This is a genomic window from Streptomyces sp. NPDC031049, assembly GCF_055571015.1.
This window is the reverse complement of sequence record NZ_JBVIGC010000003.1, coordinates 61,127-86,500: the sequence shown is the minus strand read 5'-3', so window position 1 is coordinate 86,500 and position 25,374 is coordinate 61,127. Positions and strand designations below refer to the sequence as shown.

General features: G+C 70.9%; 15 protein-coding genes. 11 read left to right on the top strand and 4 right to left on the bottom strand.

Annotated elements, in window-relative coordinates; all coding sequences use genetic code 11:
• Positions 1-40 precede the first annotated feature (40 nt).
• Both ACZ45Q_RS05940 and ACZ45Q_RS05935 read left to right on the top strand, forming a co-directional pair.
• Entirely contained in the window at positions 41-277 is a 237-nt protein-coding gene (locus ACZ45Q_RS05940; RefSeq protein ID WP_468255544.1) for a helix-turn-helix transcriptional regulator, read from the top strand.
• A gap of 74 nt (positions 278-351) precedes the next feature.
• On the top strand, positions 352-1,620 hold the full coding sequence (locus ACZ45Q_RS05935; protein ID WP_468255542.1) for a tyrosine-type recombinase/integrase: 1,269 nt from the start codon (positions 352-354) through the stop codon (positions 1,618-1,620).
• Positions 1,621-1,695: 75 nt separating this feature from the next.
• On the opposite strand, the gene glnA is transcribed toward ACZ45Q_RS05935, so the two are convergent.
• Positions 1,696-3,057, bottom strand: coding sequence for a type I glutamate--ammonia ligase (glnA, locus tag ACZ45Q_RS05930; protein WP_468255540.1), 1,362 nt, complete (start codon positions 3,055-3,057; stop codon positions 1,696-1,698).
• Positions 3,058-3,288: 231 nt separating this feature from the next.
• On the opposite strand from glnA, the gene ACZ45Q_RS05925 reads away from it, so the two are divergent.
• Positions 3,289-5,043 carry an NAD+ synthase gene (locus tag ACZ45Q_RS05925; protein WP_468255537.1) on the top strand — a complete coding sequence of 585 codons (1,755 nt, stop codon included), beginning with the start codon at positions 3,289-3,291 and terminating at the stop codon, positions 5,041-5,043.
• A gap of 233 nt (positions 5,044-5,276) precedes the next feature.
• Complete coding sequence (locus tag ACZ45Q_RS05920) at positions 5,277-6,533, top strand: phospholipase D-like domain-containing protein (RefSeq protein ID WP_468255534.1); 1,257 nt, start codon at positions 5,277-5,279, stop codon at positions 6,531-6,533.
• A 316-nt stretch (positions 6,534-6,849) separates the two neighbouring features.
• Here the strand turns inward: ACZ45Q_RS05920 and ACZ45Q_RS05915 are convergent, their stop codons facing one another.
• On the bottom strand, positions 6,850-7,311 hold the full coding sequence (locus ACZ45Q_RS05915; RefSeq protein WP_468255531.1) for a VOC family protein: 462 nt from the start codon (positions 7,309-7,311) through the stop codon (positions 6,850-6,852).
• 336 nt (positions 7,312-7,647) lie between these two features.
• On the opposite strand from ACZ45Q_RS05915, the gene ACZ45Q_RS05910 reads away from it, so the two are divergent.
• Entirely contained in the window at positions 7,648-10,644 is a 2,997-nt protein-coding gene (locus ACZ45Q_RS05910; protein ID WP_468255529.1) for a bifunctional [glutamine synthetase] adenylyltransferase/[glutamine synthetase]-adenylyl-L-tyrosine phosphorylase, read from the top strand.
• A 40-nt stretch (positions 10,645-10,684) separates the two neighbouring features.
• On the opposite strand, the gene ACZ45Q_RS05905 is transcribed toward ACZ45Q_RS05910, so the two are convergent.
• Together ACZ45Q_RS05905 and ACZ45Q_RS05900 are read right to left on the bottom strand one after the other, a co-directional pair.
• Positions 10,685-11,539, bottom strand: a complete 855-nt coding sequence (locus ACZ45Q_RS05905) for a phosphatase PAP2 family protein (RefSeq protein WP_468255526.1) — start codon at positions 11,537-11,539, stop codon at positions 10,685-10,687.
• A gap of 151 nt (positions 11,540-11,690) precedes the next feature.
• Positions 11,691-12,725, bottom strand: a complete 1,035-nt coding sequence (locus tag ACZ45Q_RS05900; RefSeq protein WP_468255524.1) for a LacI family DNA-binding transcriptional regulator — start codon at positions 12,723-12,725, stop codon at positions 11,691-11,693.
• Between the two features lie 403 nt (positions 12,726-13,128).
• On the opposite strand from ACZ45Q_RS05900, the gene ACZ45Q_RS05895 reads away from it, so the two are divergent.
• The 6 genes from ACZ45Q_RS05895 to pulA all read left to right on the top strand — a co-directional run bounded on the left by ACZ45Q_RS05895 (position 13,129) and on the right by pulA (position 25,372).
• Positions 13,129-14,400: an extracellular solute-binding protein gene (locus tag ACZ45Q_RS05895; protein ID WP_468255522.1), complete on the top strand. Its 1,272-nt coding sequence runs from the start codon at positions 13,129-13,131 to the stop codon at positions 14,398-14,400.
• 101 nt (positions 14,401-14,501) lie between these two features.
• Positions 14,502-15,506 (top strand): carbohydrate ABC transporter permease, encoded by a 1,005-nt coding sequence (locus ACZ45Q_RS05890; protein WP_468255519.1) that lies wholly within the window; start codon positions 14,502-14,504, stop codon positions 15,504-15,506.
• A 13-nt stretch (positions 15,507-15,519) separates the two neighbouring features.
• Entirely contained in the window at positions 15,520-16,434 is a 915-nt protein-coding gene (locus ACZ45Q_RS05885; protein WP_468255516.1) for a sugar ABC transporter permease, read from the top strand.
• 126 nt (positions 16,435-16,560) lie between these two features.
• Positions 16,561-18,267 (top strand): glycoside hydrolase family 13 protein, encoded by a 1,707-nt coding sequence (locus ACZ45Q_RS05880; protein ID WP_468255513.1) that lies wholly within the window; start codon positions 16,561-16,563, stop codon positions 18,265-18,267.
• Between the two features lie 195 nt (positions 18,268-18,462).
• Complete coding sequence (locus ACZ45Q_RS05875) at positions 18,463-19,833, top strand: alpha-amylase (RefSeq protein WP_468255510.1); 1,371 nt, start codon at positions 18,463-18,465, stop codon at positions 19,831-19,833.
• Positions 19,834-19,966: 133 nt separating this feature from the next.
• Positions 19,967-25,372 carry a pullulanase-type alpha-1,6-glucosidase gene (gene pulA, locus ACZ45Q_RS05870; RefSeq protein WP_468255508.1) on the top strand — a complete coding sequence of 1,802 codons (5,406 nt, stop codon included), beginning with the start codon at positions 19,967-19,969 and terminating at the stop codon, positions 25,370-25,372.
• The last annotated feature ends 2 nt before the right edge of the window (positions 25,373-25,374 follow it).

The window sequence follows — 25,374 nt, the reverse complement described above, 5'->3', positions numbered from 1 at the left end:
GCACCTCGGACAGACGCGGCCCTTCCTGCTTGGAGGCCCTATGGCAAAGCCGACAGATCCTGATCCCCGCGCCACCCTCCGAAGCGGTCTCCCGGACCGGTACCTCACGCCTGACGACATCGCCGAGATGTTCGAGGTGCCTCTGGAGACCGTCTACCAGTGGCGCAAGAAGCGCACCGGCCCGCGCGGCTTCCGCATCGGCAGGCACCTTCGCTACGACCCCGCCGACGTCCGGGCCTACGTCGACCAGCGCAAGCACGCCGAAGCCGCTGCCTAACCGGATATCCACCACTCAGCAGGGAGAGCCGTACGGCGGCTCTCCCTGCCGCATGTCGAGAGGATCACTGCCTGATGGCAGGCCATATCCAGGATCGGTGGTACAAAACCGAGCCCGACGCCGCCGGCAAGCCCCGCCGCGTACGCACGGACCGCTACGGCACCGGGATGCGCTACCGCGCCCGCTACATCGGCCCCGACGGAACCGAGAAGAGCAAGTCATTCCCCGACGGACAGAAGCGACTGGCTGATCAGTGGCTCGCCCACATTGAGGCGGACATGTCTCGGGGACAGTACGTGGACCCCGCTGCGAGCCGAGTGACGTTCCGGCAGTACGCCGAGAAGTGGCTGAACACGCAGACGACCGACATGACCACGCGAGAGTCCGTGGAGTCCGCGATCCGCGGTCACGCGATCCCCTACCTGGGACCGCGACCACTCGGCTCGTTCAAGCCGGAACACATCCGGGATTGGCTCAGCGAACTGGAACGGGCTGTCCCTGCGTCGTCGTACCGGCGCGTGATCTACAACAACGTGTCGACGGTCCTGAATGCGGCCGTGGACGACGGACACCTGTCGAAGAACCCGTGCCACGCGCAATCAGTGCGCCCGCCTGCTGCGGGCACTGGTCGCGTTGTGCCGTGGAGTGCGGGGCGCGTCTTCGCCGTACGAGCTGCGCTGCCGGAGCGGTACCGCGCGATGGTCGACCTCGGAGGCGGATGCGGACTCCGGCAAGGGGAAATCTTCGGGTTGCCTGTCGATGCCATCGGCTTTGACTCCGGATGGCTGCACATCGCGAACCAGGTGAAGGTGACCAAGGAGGGTCTCGTGTTCGCACCGCCGAAGCGAAACAAGATCCGTGACGTTCCCCTGCCGAACCGCGTGGCACATGTCCTCAAGGAACACATGGAGGTGTTTCCCCCAGTAGAGATCACCTTGCCGTGGCTCCGGGTGGATGGCCCGCCCGTCACGAAACGGCTGCTATTCACCCGGCTGGACGGTGCGGGGGCAGTTCGGCGTACCGATTTCAACGACCGCGCATGGAAGCCTGCTCTCGTGGCCGCCGGGGTGATCCCCGCGCCGAAGCCGGGGGAGCGTTACCAGGCTGCCCGCGAACACGGCATGCACGCTCTCAGGCACTTCTACGCCTCGGTCCTCCTGGATGCCGGCGAGAACGTCAAGGCGCTGAGCAACTACCTGGGACACAACGATCCGGGGTTCACGCTCCGGGTCTACACGCACCTCATGCCGAGCAGCGACGCTCGGGCCCGGAAGGCCGTGGACGGCATGTACGAGGGCACCGATCCGGCCCCGGACGGCCCAGAGACGGCCCAAGAGCGGTGACACGCGCTGGGGCCGACGGTCCGCGACCGTCGGCCCCATCCGCTGAACCAGCGGGAAAACCGATCTGACCTGCGCTTACAGCACCGGCAGGTTCTTCCGCAGCTCGAACGCCGTGACCTCGCTGCGGTACTCCTCCCACTCCTGGCGCTTGTTGCGCAGGAAGAAGTCGAAGACGTGTTCGCCGAGGGTCTCGGCGACCAGGTCGCTGCGGTCCATCAGGGTCAGGGCCTCGCCCAGGTTCTGCGGGAGGGGCTCGATGCCCAGCGCGCGGCGTTCGGCGTCCGAGAGGGCCCACACGTCGTCCTCGGCGCCCGGCGGCAGCTCGTAGCCCTCCTCGATGCCCTTCAGGCCGGCGGCGAGGAGGACGGCGTAGGTCAGGTAGGGGTTCGCGCCCGAGTCGATGGAGCGGACCTCCACCCGCGCCGAGCCCGTCTTGCCCGGCTTGTACATGGGGACGCGGACCAGGGCGGAGCGGTTGTTGTGGCCCCAGCAGATGTACGAGGGCGCCTCGCCGCCGGCGCCCGCGGTGCGCTCGGCGCCGCCCCAGATGCGCTTGTAGGAGTTCACCCACTGGTTGGTGACCGCCGAGATCTCCGCGGCGTGCCGCAGCAGGCCCGCGATGAAGGACCGGCCGACCTTGGAGAGCTGGTACTCGGCGCCGGACTCGTAGAAGGCGTTGCGGTCGCCCTCGAAGAGGGAGAGATGGGTGTGCATGCCGCTGCCCGGGTGCTCGGAGAAGGGCTTGGGCATGAACGTCGCCTGCACGCCCTGCTCCAGCGCCACCTGCTTCATCACCAGGCGGAAGGTCATGATGTTGTCCGCCGTGGACAGCGCGTCGGCGTAGCGCAGGTCGATCTCCTGCTGGCCCGGCGCGCCCTCGTGGTGGGAGAACTCCACGGAGATGCCCATCGACTCCAGCATGGTGATCGCCTGGCGGCGGAAGTCCATGCCGATGTTCTGCGGGGTGTGGTCGAAGTAGCCGGAGTTGTCCGCCGGGGTGGGCACCGAGCCGTCGACCGGCTTGTCCTTCAGCAGGAAGAACTCGATCTCCGGGTGGGTGTAGAAGGTGAAGCCCGAGTCGGAGGCGCGGTTCAGGGCGCGCTTGAGGACGTAGCGGGGGTCGGCGAAGGACGGGGAGCCGTCCGGCATGAGGATGTCGCAGAACATCCGCGCCGTGCCCGGGGCCTCCGCGCGCCAGGGCAGGATCTGGAACGTCGACGGGTCCGGCTTGGCGATCATGTCGGACTCGTACACCCGGGCGAAGCCCTCGATGGCGGAGCCGTCGAAGCCGATGCCCTCGTCGAAGGCCTGCTCCAGCTCGGCCGGGGCCACCGCGACGGACTTCAGAAAGCCCAGCACGTCCGTGAACCACAGGCGTACGAACCGGATGTCCCGCTCCTCCAAGGTCCGGAGCACGAACTCCTGCTGCTTGTCCATCTTCCGCTTCCCCATCCTTGCTGGCCAGGTCGCTTGTCCCCGGTACCGCGGGAGGCGGTCGGGTACCCGAGCATGACACCACAGCGCCGTTTCGTACGCGTTGCGGAGGTGGCGTCCCGTACCGCTCTCTCCGCAGCGTAGAGGCCGTGTGTTCGATGAGGCCATTCCGGGTCCCCGGCGCCCCGGGCCCGGCTCACCCCATCGTGTCGGTCTGACGATTACACTGGCGGCGTGCCTCAACTACGACTCGCCCTGAACCAGATCGACGCCGCCGTCGGCGACCTGTCCGGCAACGCCGAGACCATCGTGCGCTGGACCCGGCACTCCGCCGAGCAGGGAGCGCACCTCGTGGCGTTCCCCGAGATGGCGCTGACCGGGTATCCCGTCGAGGACCTGGCCCTGAGGTCGTCCTTCGTGGAGGCCTCCCGCGCCGCCCTGCGCGCGCTCGCGGCGCGGCTCGCCGAGGAGGGCCTGGGGGAGCTGCCGGTCGTCGTCGGCTACCTCGACCGCAGCGAGACCGCCCAGCCGAAGTACGGCCAGCCGGCCGGGGCGCCGCAGAACGCGGCGGCGGTGCTGCACCGGGGGCAGGTGGTGCTCACCTTCGCCAAGCACCACCTGCCGAACTACGGCGTGTTCGACGAGTTCCGGTACTTCGTGCCCGGCGACACCATGCCCGTGGTGCGGGTGCGCGGCATCGACGTCGCGCTCGCCATCTGCGAGGACCTGTGGCAGGACGGGGGGCGGGTGCCGGCCGCGCGGTCCGCGAAGGCCGGGCTGCTGCTCTCCATCAACGCCTCGCCGTACGAGCGCAACAAGGACGACACGCGGCTGGAGCTGGTGCGCAAGCGGGCGCAGGAGGCCGGCTGCACCACCGCGTACCTCGCGATGATCGGCGGGCAGGACGAGCTGGTCTTCGACGGCGACTCGATCGTCGTCGACGCGGACGGGGAGGTCGTCGCGCGGGCCCCGCAGTTCTCCGAGGGATGCGTGGTGCTGGACCTCGACCTGCCCGCGGCGGCGCCGGACGCGCCGGGCGGGGTCGTGGACGACGGGCTGCGCATCGAGCGGGTGGTGCTCTCGCAGGAGCCGGTGGCGCCGTACGCGGCGGAGCTGAGCGGGGGGTACGCGGAGCGGCTCGACGACGACGAGGAGGTGTACTCGGCGCTGGTCGTGGGGCTGCGGGCGTACGTCGCGAAGAACGGGTTCCGGTCGGTGCTGGTCGGGCTGTCCGGGGGGATCGACTCGTCGCTGGTGGCGGCGATCGCGTGCGACGCGGTGGGCGCGGAGAACGTGTACGGCGTGTCGATGCCGTCCAAGTACTCGTCCGAGCACTCCAAGGACGACGCGGCGGAGCTGGCGCGGCGGACCGGGCTGAACTACCGGACGGTGCCGATCGAGCCGATGTTCGACGCGTACATGTCCTCGCTGGGGCTGACGGGGCTGGCGGAGGAGAACCTCCAGTCGCGGCTGCGCGGGACGCTGCTGATGGCGATCTCCAACCAGGAGGGGCACATCGTGCTGGCGCCCGGCAACAAGTCGGAGCTGGCGGTCGGCTACTCCACGCTGTACGGCGACTCGGTGGGGGCGTACGGGCCGATCAAGGACGTCTACAAGACATCGGTGTTCCGGCTGGCGGAGTGGCGCAACCGGGCGGCGCGGGAGCGGGGCCAGACGCCGCCGATCCCCGAGAACTCGATCACCAAGCCGCCGAGCGCGGAGCTGCGGCCGGGGCAGGTGGACACGGACTCGCTGCCGGACTATCCGGTGCTGGACGCGATCCTGGAGCTGTACGTCGACCGGGACCGGGGGGCCGACGAGATCGTCGCGGCCGGGTACGACCGGGAGCTGGTGACGCGGACGCTGCGGATGGTGGACACGGCGGAGTACAAGCGGCGGCAGTACCCGCCGGGGACGAAGATCTCGGCGAAGGGCTTCGGCAAGGACCGCCGGCTGCCGATCACCAATCGGTGGCGGGAGACGGGCTGAACGGCTGAAGGGCTGAACGGCTGAATGGCTGAGTTCTTGTTGCGGCGCGGCGGGCGGTGCCTGCCGCGCCGTTGCACGTGGCGAGCCGCGGACAGCCGGGTGTGGCGGTCTGCCGCTGGCCGGTCTCCGTCTGGCAGACGTAGCTGACAGCATGCCAGGATTCGTTCGTTTCCGGTCATGCATGCAAAAGGCATGGCCATGTGCGAGCAATAGGGGGGCTCATGTTGTCACGCATGCACCGACGTCTCTGCGCTGCCGGCTCCGCGTTACTGATGGCGGTCGGGCTGTTCGGAGCGGCGGGAGGCGGTCAGGCCGCCGCCCGGACCGCCGCGCGCGCTGCCGGAACGGCCGAGGCCGCGACCGGCGCGGCCGCCGTGCCGCCCATGGGCCCGCTCTTCAACAACCCCGCATCGAGCGACACCGCCCAGCAGTACGCCATCAGAAACCAGGTGCGGGCACTCGTCGCCGCCGCCGACCCCGGTTCCACCGTCCAGGTGGCGATGTATCACCTCTGGGACGAGACGGTCGCCCAGGAGCTGGCGTCCGCGCACACCGCGCGGGGCGTCGACGTGCGTGTCGTGCTGGACAGTACGACGCTCGACTACCCCGGTTCCTACAACGTCCTGAAGTCCGCTCTGGGCACCGACATCAGCCGGGGTTCTTACGTCACCCTGTGCCGCACGGGGACCTCCTGCCTGGGGTCCACCGGCAAGGGCATCAACCACAACAAGTTCCTGCTCTTCAGCAGCCTGGACGGGGGCGCGGCCCGGCAGGTGGTGCTCCAGACCACCTCCAACCTCACTCCGTCGAACTACTCCCGCTTCTGGAACAGCGCGGTGAGCGTGGCCGGCAACGCCGAGCTGTACTCGGCGTACACGTCCTACTTCGGCAAGCTCGCCAGGCAGGACCGGGCCGACTGGAGCTACACCTACGCCAACGCGGGGGCGTACAAGGTGTACTTCTTCCCGCGCGCGGGAAGCACGGCGGACACCGACACCGTGGTCAACGCGCTCGACAACGTCAGCTGCACGTGGTCCGATGCGAGCGGCTCGCACCGTACCGCCATCCGGGTCGCCATGCTGAAGATCACCCGTCAGGCGGTCGCGGACAAGCTGCGCTCCCTCGCGGCGGCCGGATGCACGGTCGACATCGTCTACAGCCAGACCGACACGGGCACGTGGAACGCCCTGCACGGTCAGACCCGTCTGACCACCCGCTGCTACCAGCACGACCACGACGCGAATCCGGACACGCCCAACCGGATCGTGCACTCCAAGAACATGATGATCGACGGTATGTACGCGGGCGCCCGCCACCGGCTTGTCTTCACCGGGAGCCACAACTGGAGCGGGCCCGCGCTGCGGGACAACGACGAGGCCATGCTCCGCATCACGACGCCGTCCGTGTACGACGCGTTCACCGCCAACTTCACCCAGGTCCGCGCCGCCGCCCAGCCCGGCACGGCGGACAACGTGGCAGCCTGCCGCTGACACCCCGCGCCTGCGGCGCCTGAGCGGGCGGTCGGGGGCGGGGGTGTGCGTCGGGGTGCGCCGCCGCGGGTGGATGCCCGCGGCGCCACTGCGGCTCCGGCGGGGGTGCGCGTAGCGCCTTCGCTGTGGCGGGTGGTACGGGGGCGCCTGCGGGCAGCCGCCCAGGCTCCGTCACCGCTCCCGCCCCGCACAGCCGTGCCTCCCCCAGTGCCTGAACGGCCTGGGAGGTGCCCCCAGGGCGGCACGGGTGGGCGCTGGGGGGTGCCCCCTCTGGGGGAGGCACCCCGTCACGCCGGGCTGCGCGGTGCCCCCGGCGTCAGCCCTGCGGGGCGTCGCCCCGGGACTTCAGCTGGGCCAGGAGTTCGTGCAGGGGTTCCGTCGCGCGGCGGCGGTACTCCTGGACCGCCCACCCGTTGCCGTCCGGGTCCGTGAAGTACATGAACGTCGCCCCGTCGTCCGGCGCGTACCGGACCGGCTCGGAGATCTCCAGGCCGCGGGCGACCAGCTCCGCGCGGGCCGCCTCGATGTCGGCGACACACAGCTGGAGGCCCTGGTAGGAGCCGGGCGCCGGTTTCGTCTGGCCCCGGGTCAGGTCCCAGATGGCGTCGCCGAGGGCGATCGAGCAGCCGGAGCCGGGAGGCGTCAGCTGGACGATGCGCATGCCCGGCATCACCTCCTGGTCGATGTCGACGTGGAAGCCGACCTTGTCGCGGTAGAAGTCCCGGGCGCGGTCGATGTCGGTCACCGGCAGCGGGATCACTTCGAGGGTCATGTCCATGGGGCATCCTCCATCGGCGTCGTCACCTGAACCGCCACCGCCTCCGGTTGAACGGCTCCCCCCACCGAAGCCGAAAACGGTGTGCGGCGCCACCGAGTTCCGCCACGGCGAGCCGGGCCGCCGCCTCGGGCCGGGGATGTGCGGTCGCCGGGTGTGCGGTCGCCGACGGGTCGCTGCGACGCGGGTCGAGCAGGGTGCGGGGCGGCGTCTCGGTCATGGTGCGTCTCCTCGTGACGTACGGAAGACTCCCGGCGTCCCCGGAACTCATCGCGGCCCGAACGCGCCGGTCCCGTTAGGCTCTGGCCAGGACGACCTTGATCCGACGGGAGGCCGGGGATGACGGCGCCGGGGCGCAGGAGCAGCACCTTCACCCGACTGCTGCGGCACGGTTTCACCGACCCCTCGGCCGCCGAGCGGCTGCTGGACAGCGTGGAGCTGGCCCCGGTCCGCAACGACCCGGTGCTGCTGGAGGCCCTCGGCGCCACCGCCGACCCGGATCTCGCCCTGCACGGCGTGGTGCGGCTGCTGGAGGCCCAGCCGGGGCCCACCGAGCGGCGTGAGCTGCTGGACACCCTGATAGCGGCCAAGCCGCTGCGCGACCGGCTGCTGGGCGTGCTCGGCGCCTCCGAGGCGCTCGGCGACCACCTCGCCCGGCACGCGGGGGACTGGCGGGCCCTCGTCATGTACGAGCCGCAGGACCTGCACCGCGGGGTGGAGGAGTTCGAGCGCGGGCTGGCCGAGGCCGGCGACCCCGTGGCGCTGCGCGTCGCCTACCGGCGCTGCCTGCTGTCCATCGCCGCCCGGGACGTCTGCGGCACCATCGACGTCGCCGAGACCGCCGCCGAGCTGGCCGACCTGGCCACCGCCACCCTGCGGGCCGCACTGACGCTGGCCGGGCAGGCGGCGCCGGAGGACGCCGCCGTGTGCCGGCTGGCGGTGATCGCCATGGGCAAGTGCGGCGGCGACGAGCTGAACTACGTCTCCGACGTCGACGTCATCTTCGTCGGCGAGGCCGTCGACGGGGCCGACGAGGCCACGGCGCTGCGGGCCGCCACCCGGCTCGCCTCGCACCTGATGCGGATCTGTTCGGAGACCACCGTCGAGGGGTCGATCTGGCCGGTCGACGCCAACCTGCGGCCCGAGGGCCGCAACGGGCCGCTGGTGCGCACCCTCAGCAGCCATCTGGCGTACTACCAGCGCTGGGCCAAGACCTGGGAGTTCCAGGCGCTGCTCAAGGCCCGCCCGGTGGCCGGCGACGCCGAGCTGGGACAGGCCTACGTGGCGGCGCTCCAGCCGCTGGTGTGGCAGGCCGCCGAGCGGGAGAACTTCGTCGCCGACGTGCAGGAGATGCGCCGTCGGGTGGTGGAGAACATCCCCGTCCGGGAGGTCGACCGGCAGCTGAAGCTGGGCCCGGGCGGGCTGCGCGACGTCGAGTTCGCCGTGCAGCTGCTCCAGCTCGTGCACGGGCGGGCCGACGCCTCGCTCAGGAGCGGCACCACCCTGGAGGCGCTGAAGGCGCTGGCCGCCGGCGGGTACGTCGGGCGGGCGGACGCCGCCCAGCTCGACGAGGCCTACCGGTTCCTGCGCTCCATGGAGCACCGGATCCAGCTGCACCGGCTGCGGCGCACGCACCTGGTGCCCGAGGACGAGGCCGATCTGCGGCGGCTCGGACGGTCGCTGGGGATGCGCACCGACCCCGTCAGCACGCTGCTGCGCGAGTGGCGGCGGCACGCCTCCGTGGTGCGCCGGCTGCACGAGAAGCTGTTCTACCGGCCGCTGCTCGACGCCGTCGCCCAGCTCGCCCCCGGCGAGGCCCGGCTGAGCGCCGAGGCCGCCCGGGAACGGCTGGTCGCGCTCGGGTACGCCGACCCCGCCGCCGCGCTCCGGCATCTGGAGGCGCTGGCCTCCGGGGTCAGCCGCAAGGCGGCCATCCAGCGGACGCTGCTGCCGGTGCTGCTGGGCTGGTTCGCGGACTCGGCCGACCCGGACGCCGGGCTGCTCAACTTCCGGAAGGTGTCGGACGCGCTGGGCAAGACGCCCTGGTACCTGCGGCTGCTGCGGGACGAGGGCGCGGCGGCCGAGAACCTCGCCCGGGTGCTGTCCGCCGGGCGGCTCGCGCCCGACCTGCTGATGCGGGCGCCGGAGGCGGTGGCGCTGCTCGGCGACGGCGACGGCGGGGGACTCGCGCCGCGCGGACGGGCCCAGCTGGAGCAGGAGATCCTCGCGGCGGTACGGCGCGCGGACGGCGCCGTGCAGGCGGTCACGGCCGCGCGCGGGGTGCGGCGGCGGGAGCTGTTCCGCACGGCCGCCGCCGACATCGTCGGCTCCTACGGCACCGAGACCCAGCCCGTCGAGGCCGACCAGGGCGCGCTGGTGGACCGGGTCGGCGGCGCCGTGTCGGACCTGACGGCGGCGACGCTCGCGGGGACCCTGCGGGCCGTGGTGCGCGAGGGCTGGGGCGATGTGCTGCCGACCCGGTTCGCGGTCATCGGCATGGGGCGGTTCGGCGGCCACGAACTGGGCTACGGCTCGGACGCCGACGTGCTGTTCGTGCACGAGCCGCGCGACGGGGTCGGCGAGCGGGAGGCCGGGGACGCCGCCAACCGCGTCGTCGCCGAGATGCGGCGGCTGCTCGCGCTGCCCAGCGCCGACCCGCCGCTGCTCGTCGACGCCGACCTGCGCCCGGAGGGCAAGTCGGGGCCGCTGGTGCGGACCCTGAAGTCGTACGCGGCCTACTACCGGCGCTGGTCGCTGACGTGGGAGTCGCACGCGCTGCTGCGCGCGGAGTTCGTGGCCGGCGACGAGGACCTGGGCCGGCGCTTCATCGAACTGGTCGATCCGCTGCGCTACCCCTCGGGCGGGCTCGGGGACGACGCCGTACGGGAGATCCGGCGGCTGAAGGCCCGGATGGAGTCCGAGCGGCTGCCGCGCGGTGCCGATCCCAAGCTGCACGCCAAGCTCGGCCCGGGCGGGCTGTCCGACGTGGAGTGGACGGTGCAGCTGCTCCAGCTGCGGCACGGGCACGAGGTGGCCGGACTGCGCACCACGCGCACCCGGGAGGCGCTGGCCGCGGCCCGCGAGGCCGGGCTGCTGGGCGAGGAGCACGCCGGGATCCTGGACGAGGCCTGGGTGCTGGCGACGCGGGTGCGCAACGCGGTGATGCTGGTGCGGGGGCGGGCCGGGGACACGTTCCCGTCGGAGAGCCGCGAGCTGGCGGCGGTCGGCCGGTACCTGGGGTACGGGCCCGGGCACGCGGGCGACATGCTGGACGCCTACCGGCGCACCACCCGGCGGGCCCGGGGCGTGGTCGAGGAGCTGTTCTACGGAGGGTGACCGCCGGACCGGGCAGGGCTGCGCCCCGGTCCGGGCCGGGTCAGGCCTGGGACGGCACCAGCGGGCCGCCCCGCGGCGCCGCCGCCCTCGGCAGCCGGTACGGCAGGCTGCCGTACCAGACGCGGGCCAGGGCGTAGCCGAAGGCCAGGCACACGGCGCCGCCCGCCGCGTCCAGCCAGAAGTGGTTGGCCGTCGCGACGATCACCACCAGCGTCAGCGCGGGGTAGAGCAGGCCCAGGACGCGGACCCACGGGACGGTCGCCAGGGCGAAGATCGTCAGCCCGCACCACGTGGACCAGCCGAAGTGCATCGAGGGCATCGCCGCGTACTGGTTGGACATGTTCTTCAGATCGCCGGACGCCATCGAACCCCAGGTCTGGTGGACCATGACCGTGTCGATGAACTGGGTGCCGTTCATCAGCCGGGGCGGGGCCAGCGGATACAGGTAGAAGCCGAGCAGGGCGGCGCCGGTGGTCGAGAACAGCACCAGCCGGGTGGCGGCGTAGCGGCCCGGGTGACTGCGGTACAGCCACACCAGGACACCCAGAGTGACGACGAAGTGCAGCGTCGCGTAGTAGTAGTTCATGCCGACGACGAGCCAAGTCACCGAGTTCACGGCGTGATTGACCGACTGCTCCACGGCGATGCCGAGTTGCTGCTCGACCTTCCAGATCCAGTCGGCGTTGCTCATGGCCTGTGCGCGCTGCTCCGGCACGGCGTTGCGGACGAGCGAGTACGTCCCGTAACTCACCGCGATCAGCAGGATCTCGAACCACAGCCGCGGTCGGCGGGGGGCGCGCAGCCGGTGCAGGGGGCCCTGCCCCGTCTCGGCCGCGACGGGGGCCGGAACGGCCGCTTCCCGGCCTTCCGTCGTCGTCACGGTCGTGTCACCCATAGGCACAGAGTCTGCCAGAAAAGCCTTCCCCCACCGATCATCCCCCCGACGGGTTCTGGACGCATGTTCTACACCGCCCGAAGGCCCGTGTCTCCTCCCCCCGCACGGCGATCCGCGCCGTCCTCTCCGACTTGAGGACGATCCGGGGTGTTCAGGCGCGTCCGCGCTCGCCCGGCGCCGACGCCGTCGAGCCGCGCACCACCAGCTCCGGCATGAACACGAACTCGCTGTGCGGGGCCGGGGTGCCGCCGATCTCCTCCAGCAGCGTGCGCACCGCCGCCTGCCCCATCGCGGGCACCGGCTTGCGGACGGTCGTGAGCGGCGGGTCGGTGAAGGCGATCAGCGGGGAGTCGTCGAAGCCGACCACCGAGATGTCCGTGGGTACCTCCAGGCCGCGCTGCCGCGCCGCCCGTATCGCGCCCAGCGCCATCATGTCGCTGGCGCACACCACGGCCGTGCAGTCCCGCTCGATGAGCGCGGTCGCCGCCGCCTGACCGCCCTCCAGGGTGTACAGCGAGTGCTGCACCAGGTCCGACTCGACCGTCTGCGCGCTGAGCCGGAGCTGCTCCTGCATGGTGCGCACGAAGCCCTCGATCTTGCGCTGCACCGGGACGAACCGCTTCGGGCCGAGGGCCAGCCCGATGCGGGTGTGGCCCAGCGAGACCAGGTGCGTGACCGCGAGGGACATCGCGGCCCGGTCGTCGGGGGAGATGAACGGCGCCTGCACCTTCGGCGAGAACCCGTCCACCAGGACGAACGGCACGCCCTGCGCGCGCAGCCGCTCGTAGCGCTGCATGTCGGCGGTGGTGTCGGCGTGCAGCCCCGAGACGTAGATGATCCCGGCGACGCCGCGGTCGACGAGCATCTCGGTCAGCTCGTCCTCCGTCGAGCCGCCCGGGGTCTGGGTGGCCAGCACCGGGGTGTAGCCCTGCCGGGTCAGCGCCTGGCCGATGACCTGCGCCAGCGCCGGGAATATCGGGTTCTCCAGCTCGGGGGTGATCAGGCCCACCAGCCCCTCGCTGCGCTGCCGCAGCCGCACCGGGCGCTCGTAACCCAGGACGTCGAGCGCGGCCAGCACGGACTGGCGGGTGGTGGCGGCGACGCCCGGCTTCCCGTTGAGGACGCGGCTGACGGTCGCTTCGCTCACCCCCGCCTGCGCAGCGATGTCGGCAAGCCGTGTGGTCACAGGGGTGGACTGTACCGGCCGTATGACGCCTTGCACACCGGCTCCACGCCTGGTGCGTCCCGTGGAACGGGCCGCTGCGGGCTGTTGCGTCATCGCGATCCCCTGTCGAAGCGTGTGGCAAGTCCTTGCAGAGTCTTGCACAAGTGACCGACCGACCGCCGTACGGGCGGAAACACCGGCTCAAACTCGATCCACGGGCGTCTCGTCACGGTCGAGGACGGGTCACGACGGGATAACTGTCGGCAGTCCTTGCACATTTTTTCTGCAAGGTCTTTCGCAAGGGCGTGGGGCGGGGCTAATCTCACCGCTGCCCGGCGGGCGCAACGGCGCGGTCGGCAAGACGGCGGCAGGGGGGACGGGACCCCTCCCGCACCACACGGGCTTTCACCCTCAAGGAGAACTCATGCGGCGTGGCATAGCGGCCACTGCGCTCGTGGCGTCCCTCGCCCTCGCGGCGACGGCGTGCGGCGGGGACGGCGGTAGCGACAGCGAGTCCGGCGGGCCGGTCACCATCACCTGGTGGGACACCTCCAACGCGACCAACGAGGCGCCGACGTACAAGGCCCTGGTCAAGGAGTTCGAGGCGGCCAACAAGGACATCAAGGTCAACTACGTCAACGTCCCCTTCGACCAGGCGCAGAACAAGTTCGACACCGCCGCCGGCTCCAAGGGTGCCCCGGACGTCCTGCGCTCCGAGGTCGGCTGGACCCCGGCCTTCGCCAAGAAGGGCTTCTTCCTGCCGCTGGACGGCACCGAGGCCCTCGCCGAGCAGGACAAGTTCCAGCCCAGCCTGATCGAGCAGGCCACGTACGAGGGCAAGACCTACGGCGTCCCGCTGGTCACCGACACCCTCGCCTTCGTCTACAACAAGGAACTGTTCGCCAAGGCCGGCGTAGAGGCTCCCAAGACCTGGGACGACCTGAAGAAGGCCGCCGCCACCATCAAGGACGAGACCGGCGTCGACGGCTACTGGGGCTCCACCGCCGGCTACTACGCGCAGCCGTTCCTCCACGGCGAGGGCACCGACACGGTCGACGCCGAGGCCAAGAAGATCACCGTCAACTCGCCGGAGGCCAAGAAGGCCTACGGCACCTGGCTGAGCCTCTTCGAGGGCAAGGGCCTGCACAAGGCCGACGTCACCGCCGACGCCTACGCCCACATCCAGGACGCCTTCGTCAACGGCAAGGTCGCCTCGATCATCCAGGGCCCGTGGGAGATCACCAACTTCTACAAGGGCTCGGCCTTCAAGGACAAGAACAACCTGGGCATCGCCACCGTCCCGGCGGGCTCCACCGGCAAGGCGGGCGCCCCGACCGGCGGACACAACCTCTCGGTCTACGCCGGCTCGGACAAGGCGCACCAGGAGGCGTCGCTGAAGTTCGTGAAGTTCATGACCTCGGCGAAGTCCCAGGAGACCATCGCCCTGAAGAACTCCACCCTGCCGACCCGCGACGACGCCTACACCGCCGAGGTCAAGGCCGACCCGGGCATCGCCGGCTACCAGGGCGTCCTCGCCGCCGCCCAGCCGCGCCCGGCGCTGCCCGAGTACAGCTCCCTGTGGACGCCGCTGGACGACCACCTGCCGCAGATCGCCAGCGGCAAGAAGTCCCTGGACAAGGGGCTGAGCGACATCGAGACGGCGGTCGCCGAACTGGTGCCGGACTTCAGCAAGTGAGCCGGCGCGGCCGCCGGGTCCCCCCGCACCGGGGGAGGGGACCCGGCGGCCGCCTCGGGCGTACCCCTTGACCCGCAGGACTCCGAGAAGGTTGTCGAACCATGACAGTCGCCATCGACCGCGCGACCGGCAGGCGCCGCGGTGACCAGACCCCGCGGCCCGGCCTGGGCCGGCGCCTGAAGCAGGGATACCAGCGGCACTGGTACGCCTACGCCATGATCGCGCCGGTGGCCGTCGTGCTCGGCGTCCTCGTGCTGTACCCGCTGGCGTACGGCTTCTACCTCACCCTCACCGACGCCGACAGCCTCAACAGCGCCCGCACCATCGGCGTCAACGAGATCGAGGCCACCTACAAGTTCATCGGCCTGGACAACTACGCCGACATCCTGTGGGGCGAGACCGCCTACGAGCGCTTCTGGTCGCACTTCATCTGGACGATCGTGTGGACGGCGGCCTGCGTGGCCCTGCACTACTCGATCGGCCTGGGCCTGGCCCTGCTGCTCAACCAGAAGCTGCGCGGCCGCACCTTCTACCGGCTGATCCTCGTCCTGCCCTGGGCCGTGCCCACCTTCGTCACCGTCTTCGGCTGGCGCTTCATGCTCGCCGACTCCGGCATCATCAACTCGGCGCTGGAGACGCTGCACCTGCCGACGCCGCAGTGGCTGGAGGACACCTTCTGGCAGCGGTTCGCCGCGATCATGGTGAACACCTGGTGCGGTGTGCCGTTCATGATGGTCTCCCTCCTGGGCGGCCTCCAGTCCATCGACTCCTCGCTCTACGAGGCCGCCGAGATGGACGGCGCGAGCGCCTGGCAGAGGTTCCGCTACGTCACCCTGCCCGGCCTGCGCTCGGTCAGCTCCACCGTCGTCCTGCTCGGCATCATCTGGACCTTCAACCAGTTCGCGATCATCTTCCTGCTGTTCGGCAACACCGCCCCGGACGCGCAGATCCTGGTCACCTGGGCCTACCAGCTCGGCTTCGGGCAGCAGCCGCGCGAGTTCGCGCAGTCCGCGGCCTACGGAATCCTGCTGCTGGCCATCCTGATCGTCTTCACCTCCTTCTACCGCCGCTGGCTGAACCGCAATGAGCAGCAGCTCGCGATCTGAGGCAGGAGCCCCCATGAGCACCCCCACCGTCACCAAGGCGTCCGCTCCGGCGGACCGGGGCCCCGCGTCCGCGACCGAACCCGGCACGGTGCGCCGGCGCGGACGCCGCAGCCCGCTGGCCACCGCCGCGTCGCACGGCGTCCTGGCGGTCGCGAGCCTGATCGCGCTCTTCCCCATCGCCTGGCTGATCTACCTGTCCCTCGGCCCGGACAAGGACGACTACCTGCGTCCCGGCGGCATCTGGGGGAAGATGACGCTCGACAACTACGTCTTCGTCCTCCAGGACACCAACTTCTTCCACTGGCTGAAGAGTTCGCTGATCGTCTCGCTCGGCACCACGGTCATCGGCGTCATGGTGGCGGCCAGCACCGGTTACGCCGTCTCCCGCATGCGCTTCCCCGGTTACAAGAAGCTGATGTGGGTCCTGCTGCTCACGCAGATGTTCCCCATCGCCGTGCTCATCGTGCCGATGTACCAGATCATGTCCGAGCTCCAGCTCATCGACAGCTACCTCGGACTGATCCTGGTCTACTGCTCGACCGCGGTGCCGTACTGCGCCTGGCTGCTCAAGGGCTACTTCGACACCATCCCGTTCGAGATCGACGAGGCCGGCCGGGTCGACGGGCTCACCCCCATCGGCACCTTCTTCCGGCTGATCCTGCCGCTGGCCCGGCCGGGCCTGGCGGTGGCCGGGTTCTACAGCTTCATCACGGCCTTCGGCGAGGTCGCCTTCGCCTCCACGTTCATGCTGTCCGACACCAAGTACACCTTCGCCGTCGGCCTCCAGAGCTTCATCAGCGAGCACGACGCCCAGCGCCATCTGATGGCCGCCACCGCCGTGCTGATCGCGATACCCGTGTCCGCCTTCTTCTACCTTGTCCAGAAGAACCTGGTGACCGGCCTCACCGCGGGCGGCACGAAGGGCTGACGCCCTGCACGAGAAACGTCCGGCCGCGGTGCCCATCCGACCCCGCTGCACCGCGGCCGGCCACCTCGTCCCCCAGCGCCGCACCCACGCCACCCTGACCGACAACCGTCACGCATCAAGGACGACATGAGCCAGCAGCACTCAGCAGCACCGGCCCCGACCCCGACCTCCCGGTCCGCCTCCGCCGTCGCGACCGTCGCCAGGCGCCGCGACTGGTGGCGCGACGCGGTGATCTACCAGGTCTACCCGCGCAGCTTCGCCGACGGCAACGGCGACGGCATGGGCGACCTCGAGGGCGTCCGCACCCGTCTGCCCTACCTGCGCGACCTCGGCGTGGACGCCGTGTGGCTCAGCCCCTTCTACGCCTCCCCGCAGGCCGACGCCGGCTACGACGTCGCCGACTACCGGGCCGTCGACCCCATGTTCGGCACCCTGCTGGACGCCGACGCGCTCATCCGCGACGCCCACGGGCTCGGCCTGCGCATCATCGTCGACCTGGTCCCCAACCACTCCTCCGACCAGCACGAGTGGTTCAAGCGGGCGCTCGCCGAGGGCCCCGGCTCCCCGCTGCGCGAGCGCTACCACTTCCGCCCCGGCAAGGGCGAGAACGGCGAACTGCCGCCCAACGACTGGGAGTCCATCTTCGGCGGCCCGGCCTGGACCCGGGTGACCGAGCCCGACGGCACGCCCGGCGAGTGGTACCTGCACCTCTTCGCCCCGGAGCAGCCCGACTTCAACTGGGAGCACCCGGCCGTCGGCGACGAGTTCCGCTCGATCCTGCGCTTCTGGCTGGACATGGGCGTCGACGGCTTCCGCATCGACGTCGCCCACGGCATGGTGAAGGCGGAGGGGCTGCCGGACCTTGGATCCCACGAGCAACTGAAGCTGCTGGGCAACGATGTCATGCCGTTCTTCGACCAGGACGGCGTGCACGAGATCTACCGGCAGTGGCGGCGCATCCTGGACGAGTACTCGGGCGAGCGCATCTTCGTCGCCGAGGCGTGGACGCCGACCGTCGAGCGCACCGCCAACTACGTGCGCCCCGACGAGCTGCACCAGGCGTTCAACTTCCAGTACCTGAGCACCTACTGGGACGCCGAGGAGATGCGCGAGGTCGTCGACCGCACCCTGGAGGCGATGCGCCCGGTCGGCGCCCCGGCCACCTGGGTGCTGTCCAACCACGACGTCACCCGGCACGCCACCCGCTTCGCCAACCCGCCCGGCCTCGGCACCCAGATCCGCCTGGCCGGAGACCGCGAACTGGGTCTGCGCCGCGCCCGCGCGGCCACCCTGCTGATGCTGGCCCTGCCCGGCTCGGCCTACGTCTACCAGGGCGAGGAGCTGGGCCTGCCGGACGTCGTCGACCTGCCCGACGAGGTGCGCCAGGACCCGGCCTACTTCCGCGGCGCCGGCCAGGACGGCTTCCGCGACGGCTGCCGGGTGCCGATCCCGTGGACCCGAGAGGGCTCCTCGTACGGCTTCGGCGACGGCGGCAGCTGGCTGCCGCAGCCGGCGGGCTGGGGCGAGCTGAGCGTCGAGGCGCAGACCGGCGAGCCGGGCTCCACGCTGGAGCTGTACCGCGCCGCGCTGGCCGCCCGGCGCGCCCATCCCGACCTGGGCGCGGGCGACGCGGTGGAGTGGCTGCGGGCGCCCGAGGGCGTGCTCGCCTTCCGCCGCGGCGAGTTCGTGTGCGTCGCCAACACCACCGGCGAGTCGGTGGCGCTGCCGGCGTACGGGCGGCTGCTGCTGTCCAGCGGCGAGGTGACCGAGGCGGACGGCGAGGCCAAGGTGCCGGCGGACACCACGGTGTGGTGGACCACGGCGACGGACTGACGACCGCCGGGCTCGTCGGCGTCCCGCCGAAAAAGTCCGTCCAACTTCGTACGGCCCGCTGCCCTTTCGGGCGGCGGGCCTTTAACATCTGCGTCACCGCAATTTTCTGAAGCTTTCAGCAAGACCCTTCAGGGACTTCAGGGGCTTCAGGGCTTGCGGCTCCCCACAGTGCCTTCGATGAAGAAGGAACCCCACATGGCACGCAGAATCCTCTCCGGGGCCGCCGCCCTCACGGCCGCCCTTGTCATGGCCCCGACGCCCGCGCAGGCCTCCCCGCCCGGCGCCAAGGACGTCACGGCCGTCCTCTTCGAGTGGAACTACGCCTCGGTCGCCCGGGAGTGCGCGAACTCCCTCGGTCCGGCCGGGTACGGATACGTCCAGGTCTCCCCGCCCGCCGAGCACATACAGGGCGGGCAGTGGTGGACCTCGTACCAGCCCGTCAGCTACAGGATCGCCGGGCGGCTCGGCGACCGCGCCGCCTTCAAGAACATGGTCGACACCTGTCACGGCGCCGGTGTGAAGGTCGTCGTCGACGCCGTCGTCAACCACATGTCGGCCGGCAGCGGCACCGGGACCGGCGGGTCCTCGTACACGAAGTACGACTACCCGGGGCTGTACTCCGGCTACGACTTCGACGACTGCCGCTCGGAGATCACGAACTACCGGGACCGCCACAACGTCCAGCACTGCGAACTCGTCGGCCTCGCCGACCTGGACACCGGCGAGGAGTACGTCCGGGGACGGATCGCCGGATATCTGAACGACCTGCTCTCCCTCGGCGTCGACGGCTTCCGCGTCGACGCGGCCAAGCACATCCCGGCCGGGGACCTGGCGGACGTCAAGTCCCGGCTGACCAAGCCGGACGTCTACTGGAAGCAGGAGGTCATCTACGGCGCGGGCGAGGCCGTCCAGCCCGGCGAGTACACCGGCACCGGCGACGTCCAGGAGTTCCGCTACGCCTACGACCTCAAGCGGGTCTTCCACCACGAGAACCTCGCCTACCTGAAGAACTACGGCGAGGGCTGGGGGTACCTGAACAGCTCCGTCGCCGGCGTCTTCGTCGACAACCACGACACCGAGCGCAACGGCTCCACCCTCAGCTACAAGGACAACGCCACCTACACCCTGGCCAACGTCTTCATGCTGGCCTGGCCCTACGGCGCCCCCGACGTCAACTCCGGCTACGAGTGGTCGGACCACGACGCCGGTCCGCCCAACGGCGGGCGGGTCGACGCCTGCTGGCAGGACGGCTGGAAGTGCCAGCACGCCTGGCCGGAGGTCAAGTCGATGGTCGCCTTCCGCAACGCCACCCGCGGTGAGGCCGTCACCAACTGGTGGGACAACGGGGGCGACGCCATCGCCTTCGGGCGCGGAACCAAGGGCTACGTGGCCGTCAACCACGAGTCCTGGTCGCTGACCCGCACCTACCAGACCTCGCTGCCCGCCGGGACGTACTGCGACGTCCAGGGCAACCGGCCGGTCAGCGTGAACGGCTCCGGACAGTTCACCGCGACGCTGGGGAGCAACACCGCGCTCGCCCTGTACGCGGGCAAGTCGAGCTGCTGAACGGACCGTTCGGGCAAGAGGCGTGAAAATCCTTGCCGATGGTTTCACGCCTCTTGCCGCAAGACTTGCGCCAACGCTACCGTCTCGCCGGGGTCGGACCCGAACGAGCCGCAATCGCAAGGAGTTCACACCGGTGATACCGAGATGGCCGGCGCCTTCGGCGCGCCGATCCACCGCCGCACCACGGGTCGCGGCCCTCACGGCCGCCGCCCTCGCGGCGACACTCCTCCAGCCCCTGGCCGCGCGGGCCGCCTCCCCGCCGCCGCCCCCGTCCGACGCGAAGCTGGCGAAGACCGCCGCACGCCACGACCTCACCCGTGAGCAGTTCTACTTCGTCCTGCCGGACCGTTTCGCCAACGGCGACCGCCGCAACGACAAGGGCGGCCTGACCGGCTCCCGCCTCAGCACCGGATACGACCCCACCGACAAGGGCTTCTACCAGGGCGGCGACCTCAAGGGCCTGATCGACCGGCTGGACTACCTCAAGGACCTGGGCACCACCGCCATCTGGATGGCGCCCATCTTCAAGAACCAGCCGGTGCAGGGCACCGGCGAGAACGCCTCCGCCGGCTACCACGGCTACTGGATCACCGACTTCACGCAGGTCGACCCGCACTTCGGCACCAACGCGGACCTGGAGCGGCTGGTCGACAAGGCCCACGACAAGGGCATGAAGGTCTTCTTCGACGTCATCACCAACCACACCGCCGACGTCGTCGACTACGAGGAGAAGTCCTACAGCTACCTGTCCAAGGGAGCCTTCCCGTACCTGACCAAGGACGGCGAGCCCTTCGACGACGCCGACTACGCGGACGGCTCGCGGCGCTTCCCGCGCGTCGGCGCCGGCTCCTTCCCGCGCACCCCGGTCGTCCCCGAGGCCAAGAAGAACCTCAAGGTGCCGGGCTGGCTCAACGACCCGGCGATGTACCACAACCGGGGCGACTCCACCTGGGCGGGGGAGTCCACCACCTACGGCGACTTCTCCGGCCTGGACGACCTGTGGACCGAGCGTCCCGAGGTCGTGAAGGGCATGGAGCGCATCTACCAGCGGTGGGTGAAGGACTTCGGCATCGACGGCTTCCGGATCGACACCGTGAAGCACGTCAACATGGAGTTCTGGACCCAGTGGGCCACCGCGCTGGACGCGTACGCCGCCAAGAAGGGCCGCGACGACTTCTTCATGTTCGGCGAGGTCTACTCCGCCGACACCGACATCACGTCCCCGTACGTCACCCGGGGCCGCCTGGACTCCACCCTCGACTTCCCCTTCCAGGACGCCGCCCGCTCCTACGCCTCCCAGGGCGGCAGCGCCAAGCGGCTGGCGGCGGTCTTCGGTGACGACTGGAAGTACACCACCGACAAGGCCAACGCCTACGAGCAGGTCACCTTCCTCGGCAACCACGACATGGGCCGCATCGGGCACTTCCTGGAGCAGGACGACCCCGACGCCACCGACGCCGAACTGCTGAAGAAGGCGCGGCTCGCCAACGAGCTGATGTTCCTCAGCCGCGGCAACCCGGTGATCTACTACGGCGACGAGCAGGGCTTCACGGGCGCCGGCGGCGACAAGGACGCCCGCCAGACCATGTTCGCCTCCCGCACCGCCGACTACCTGGACGACGACCAGCTCGGCACCGACCGCACCCACGCCGAGGACGCCTACGACAAGCAGGCGCCCCTCTACCGGCAGATCAGCGAGCTGGCCCGGCTCCGCAAGGCCCACCCCGCCCTCGCCGACGGAGTGCAGACCGAGCGGTACGCGGCCGACGGCGCCGGGATCTACGCCTTCTCCCGCACCGACGCGAAGAGCGGCGTGGAGTACGTCGTCGCCTTCAACAACGCCGACGAGCCGAGGACGGCGGCCTTCGCCACCCACTCCGCGGACATGGCCTTCCGCGGCATCCACGGCACGCGGGCATCGGTGAGGTCCGGCGACGACAAGAAGATCACCGTCACCGTCCCGGCCGGCTCGGCGATCGTCCTCAAGGCCGCGGGCCGGATCACCGAGCCCGCCGCCGAGCCCACGGTCACCCTCACCGCCCCCGAGGCCGGCGCCACCGGCACGGTGGAGCTGACCGCACAGGTGGACGGCGGCGGCCTCAACCGGGTGGTCTTCGCCGCCCAGACCGGCAACGGCGCCTGGCGCACCCTCGGCTCCGCCGACCACGCCCCCTACAAGGTCACGCACACCATCGGCGAGGACGTGCCCGCCGGTACCGCCCTGCGCTACAAGGCGGTCGTCGTCGACTCGGCGGGCCGCACCGCGAGCGCCACCGCCGCCTCCACCACGGGCACCCCGCCCGCCGAGGAGCCCCCGACCGCCTCCTCCCGCGACTACGCGATCGTCCACTACCAGCGCGCCGACCGGAACTACGACGACTGGGGCCTGTACGCCTGGGGCGACCTCGCCGACGGCGAGGCCACCGAGTGGCCCGAGAGCCACCCGTTCACCGGCCGGGACGCCTACGGGGCCTTCGCCTACGTCAAGCTCGGGCCCGGCGCCCAGAACGTCGGCTTCCTGGTCATCGACAAGGACGGGAACAAGGACGTCGCCGCCGACCGCACCATCGACGTGACGAAGACCGGCGAGGTGTGGATCGAGCAGGGCGAGGAGGGGATGCTCACCGAGCGCCCCGAGTACCCGGCGCAGGACACCTCCAAGGCCGTACTCCACTACCACCGCCCCGACGGCGACTACGACGGCTGGGGCCTGCACGTCTGGTCCGGCGCCGCGAACCCCACCGACTGGGCGAAGCCGCTGATGCCGGCGCGGACCGACTCCTACGGCGCGGTCTTCGAGGTGCCGCTCACCGAGGGCGCCACCAGCCTCAGCTACATCCTGCACAAGGGCGACGAGAAGGACCTGCCCACCGACCAGGCCCTGGACCTGCGGGCCGACGGGCACGAGGTGTGGCTGCTGAGCGGCCAGGAGAAGTACCTGCTGCCGCAGCCCGCGGGTTCGGCCGCCGCCCTGGACCTCTCCACGTCCAAGGCCGTCTGGATCGACCGGAACACGGTGGCCTGGAACGGCGCGGACGGCGCCGCCTCCACCCAGCTGGTCTCCTCCCGCGGCGGCTCCCTCGCCGTGGAGAACGGCACGCTGACCGGTGACGACGAGCGGTGGCTGCGGCTGACCAGGACCGCGCTCACCGACGCCCAGAAGGCGAAGTTCCCGCATTTGAAGGACCACACCGCCTGGTCCGTCGACCCGCGCGACCGCGACCGGGTGCGCGAGGCGCTGCGCGGCCAGGTCGTCGCCACCCAGCGGACCGCCACCGGCGCCGTCCTCGCCGCCACCGGCGTGCAGATCGCGGGCGCCCTCGACGACCTGTACGCCGCCGCCACCCAGGCCGACCTCGGCCCGACGTTCCGCCACGGCCGGCCCACGCTCGCCGTCTGGGCGCCGACCGCGCAGCACGTCGCCCTGGAGATCGGCGACCGCACCGTCCGGATGAGGCGCGACGACACCACCGGCGTCTGGTCCGTGACCGGCCCCGCCTCCTGGAAGGGCAAGCCCTACCGGTACGCCGTCCGGGTCTGGGCACCCGAGGCCGGGAAGGTCGTCACCAACAAGGTCACCGACCCCTACTCCCTCGCCCTGACCACCGACTCCGAGCGCAGCCTGGTGGCCGACCTGGCCGACCGGTCCCTGAAGCCGCGCGGCTGGTCGACGTACGACAAGCCCGAGGCGGTGCCGCTCAGGGACGCCCAGATCCAGGAACTGCACGTCCGCGACTTCTCCGTCGCCGACCGCACCGCCGGTCACCCGGGCACCTACCTGGCCTTCACCGACAAGGACAGCGACGGCTCGCGGCACCTGCGGAAGCTGGCCGAGGCGGGCACCTCCTACGTCCACCTGCTGCCCGCCTTCGACATCGCCACCATCCCCGAGAAGAAGTCGGAGCAGGCCACCGTCGACTGCGACCTGGCCGCGCTCCCCGCCGACTCCGACGAGCAGCAGGCGTGCGTGGCGAAGGCCGCCGCGAAGGACGCCTACAACTGGGGCTACGACCCGTACCACTACACGGTCCCCGAGGGCTCCTACGCCACCGACCCGGACGGCACGGTCCGCACCGTCGAGTTCCGCAAGATGGTCAAGGCGCTCAACGAACAGGGCCTGCGCGTCGTCATGGACGTCGTCTACAACCACACCGCGGCCAGCGGCCAGGCGAAGACGTCCGTCCTGGACCGGATCGTCCCCGGCTACTACCAGCGGCTGCTCGCCGACGGCTCGGTCGCCAACAGCACCTGCTGCGCCAACACCGCCACCGAGAACGCCATGATGGGCAAGCTGGTCGTGGACTCGGTGGTCACCTGGGCCAAGGAGTACAAGGTCGACGGCTTCCGCTTCGACCTCATGGGCCACCACCCCAAGGCCAACATCCTGGCCGTCCGCGAGGCCCTCGACGCACTGACGGTGAAGAAGGACGGCGTCGACGGCAAGAAGATCATCCTGTACGGCGAGGGCTGGAACTTCGGCGAGGTAGCCGACGACGCCCGCTTCGAGCAGGCCACGCAGCAGAACATGGCCGGCACCGGCATCGCCACCTTCTCCGACCGCGCCCGCGACGCCGTGCGCGGCGGCGGCCCCTTCGACGCCGACCCCGGCGTCCAGGGCTTCGCCTCCGGCCTCTACACCGAGCCCAACTCCTCCCCGGCCAACGGCACCCCGGCCGAGCAGCGGGCCCGGCTGCTGCACTACCAGGACCTGATCAAGGTCGGTCTGTCCGGCAACCTCGCCGGCTACCGCTTCACCGACACCAGCGGCAAGGAGGTCAAGGGCTCCGAGGTCGACTACAACGGCGCCCCCGCCGGATACGCCGAGGCACCCGGCGACGCCCTCGCCTACGCCGACGCGCACGACAACGAGACCCTGTTCGACGCGCTCGCCTTCAAGCTGCCCGCCTCCACCGGCGCCGCCGACCGCGCCCGGATGCAGGTCCTCGCCATGGCGACGGCCGCCCTCTCCCAGGGCCCGGCCCTCTCCCAGGCCGGCACCGACCTGCTGCGCTCGAAGTCGCTGGACCGCAACTCCTACGACAGCGGCGACTGGTTCAACGCCCTCCACTTCGACTGCGCCGACGGCAACGGCTTCGGCCGGGGACTGCCGCCGGCCGCCGACAACGAGGACAAGTGGCCGTACGCCAAGCCGCTGCTCACCGCGATCGAGGTCGGCTGCCCGCAGATCGAGGGCGCCTCGGCGGCCTACCGGGACCTGCTGGAGATCCGTACGAGCGAGAGGGACTTCTCCCTCGCCACGGCCGCGCAGGTGCAGTCCCGGCTCTCCTTCCCGCTGTCCGGCGAGGACGAGACCCCGGGCGTGATCACCATGCGCCTCGGTGACCTGGTCGTCGTCTTCAACGCCACGCCCGACGCGCAGCGGCAGCGGGTCGCCGCACTCGCCGGCGACGCCTACCGGCTGCACCCGGTGCAGGCGGCGGGCGCGGACCCCGTCGTGAAGGACGCGGCCTACGCGAAGGCCTCGGGCACCTTCACGGTGCCGGGCCGCACGGTGGCCGTCTTCTCCCGCACCGGCTGACC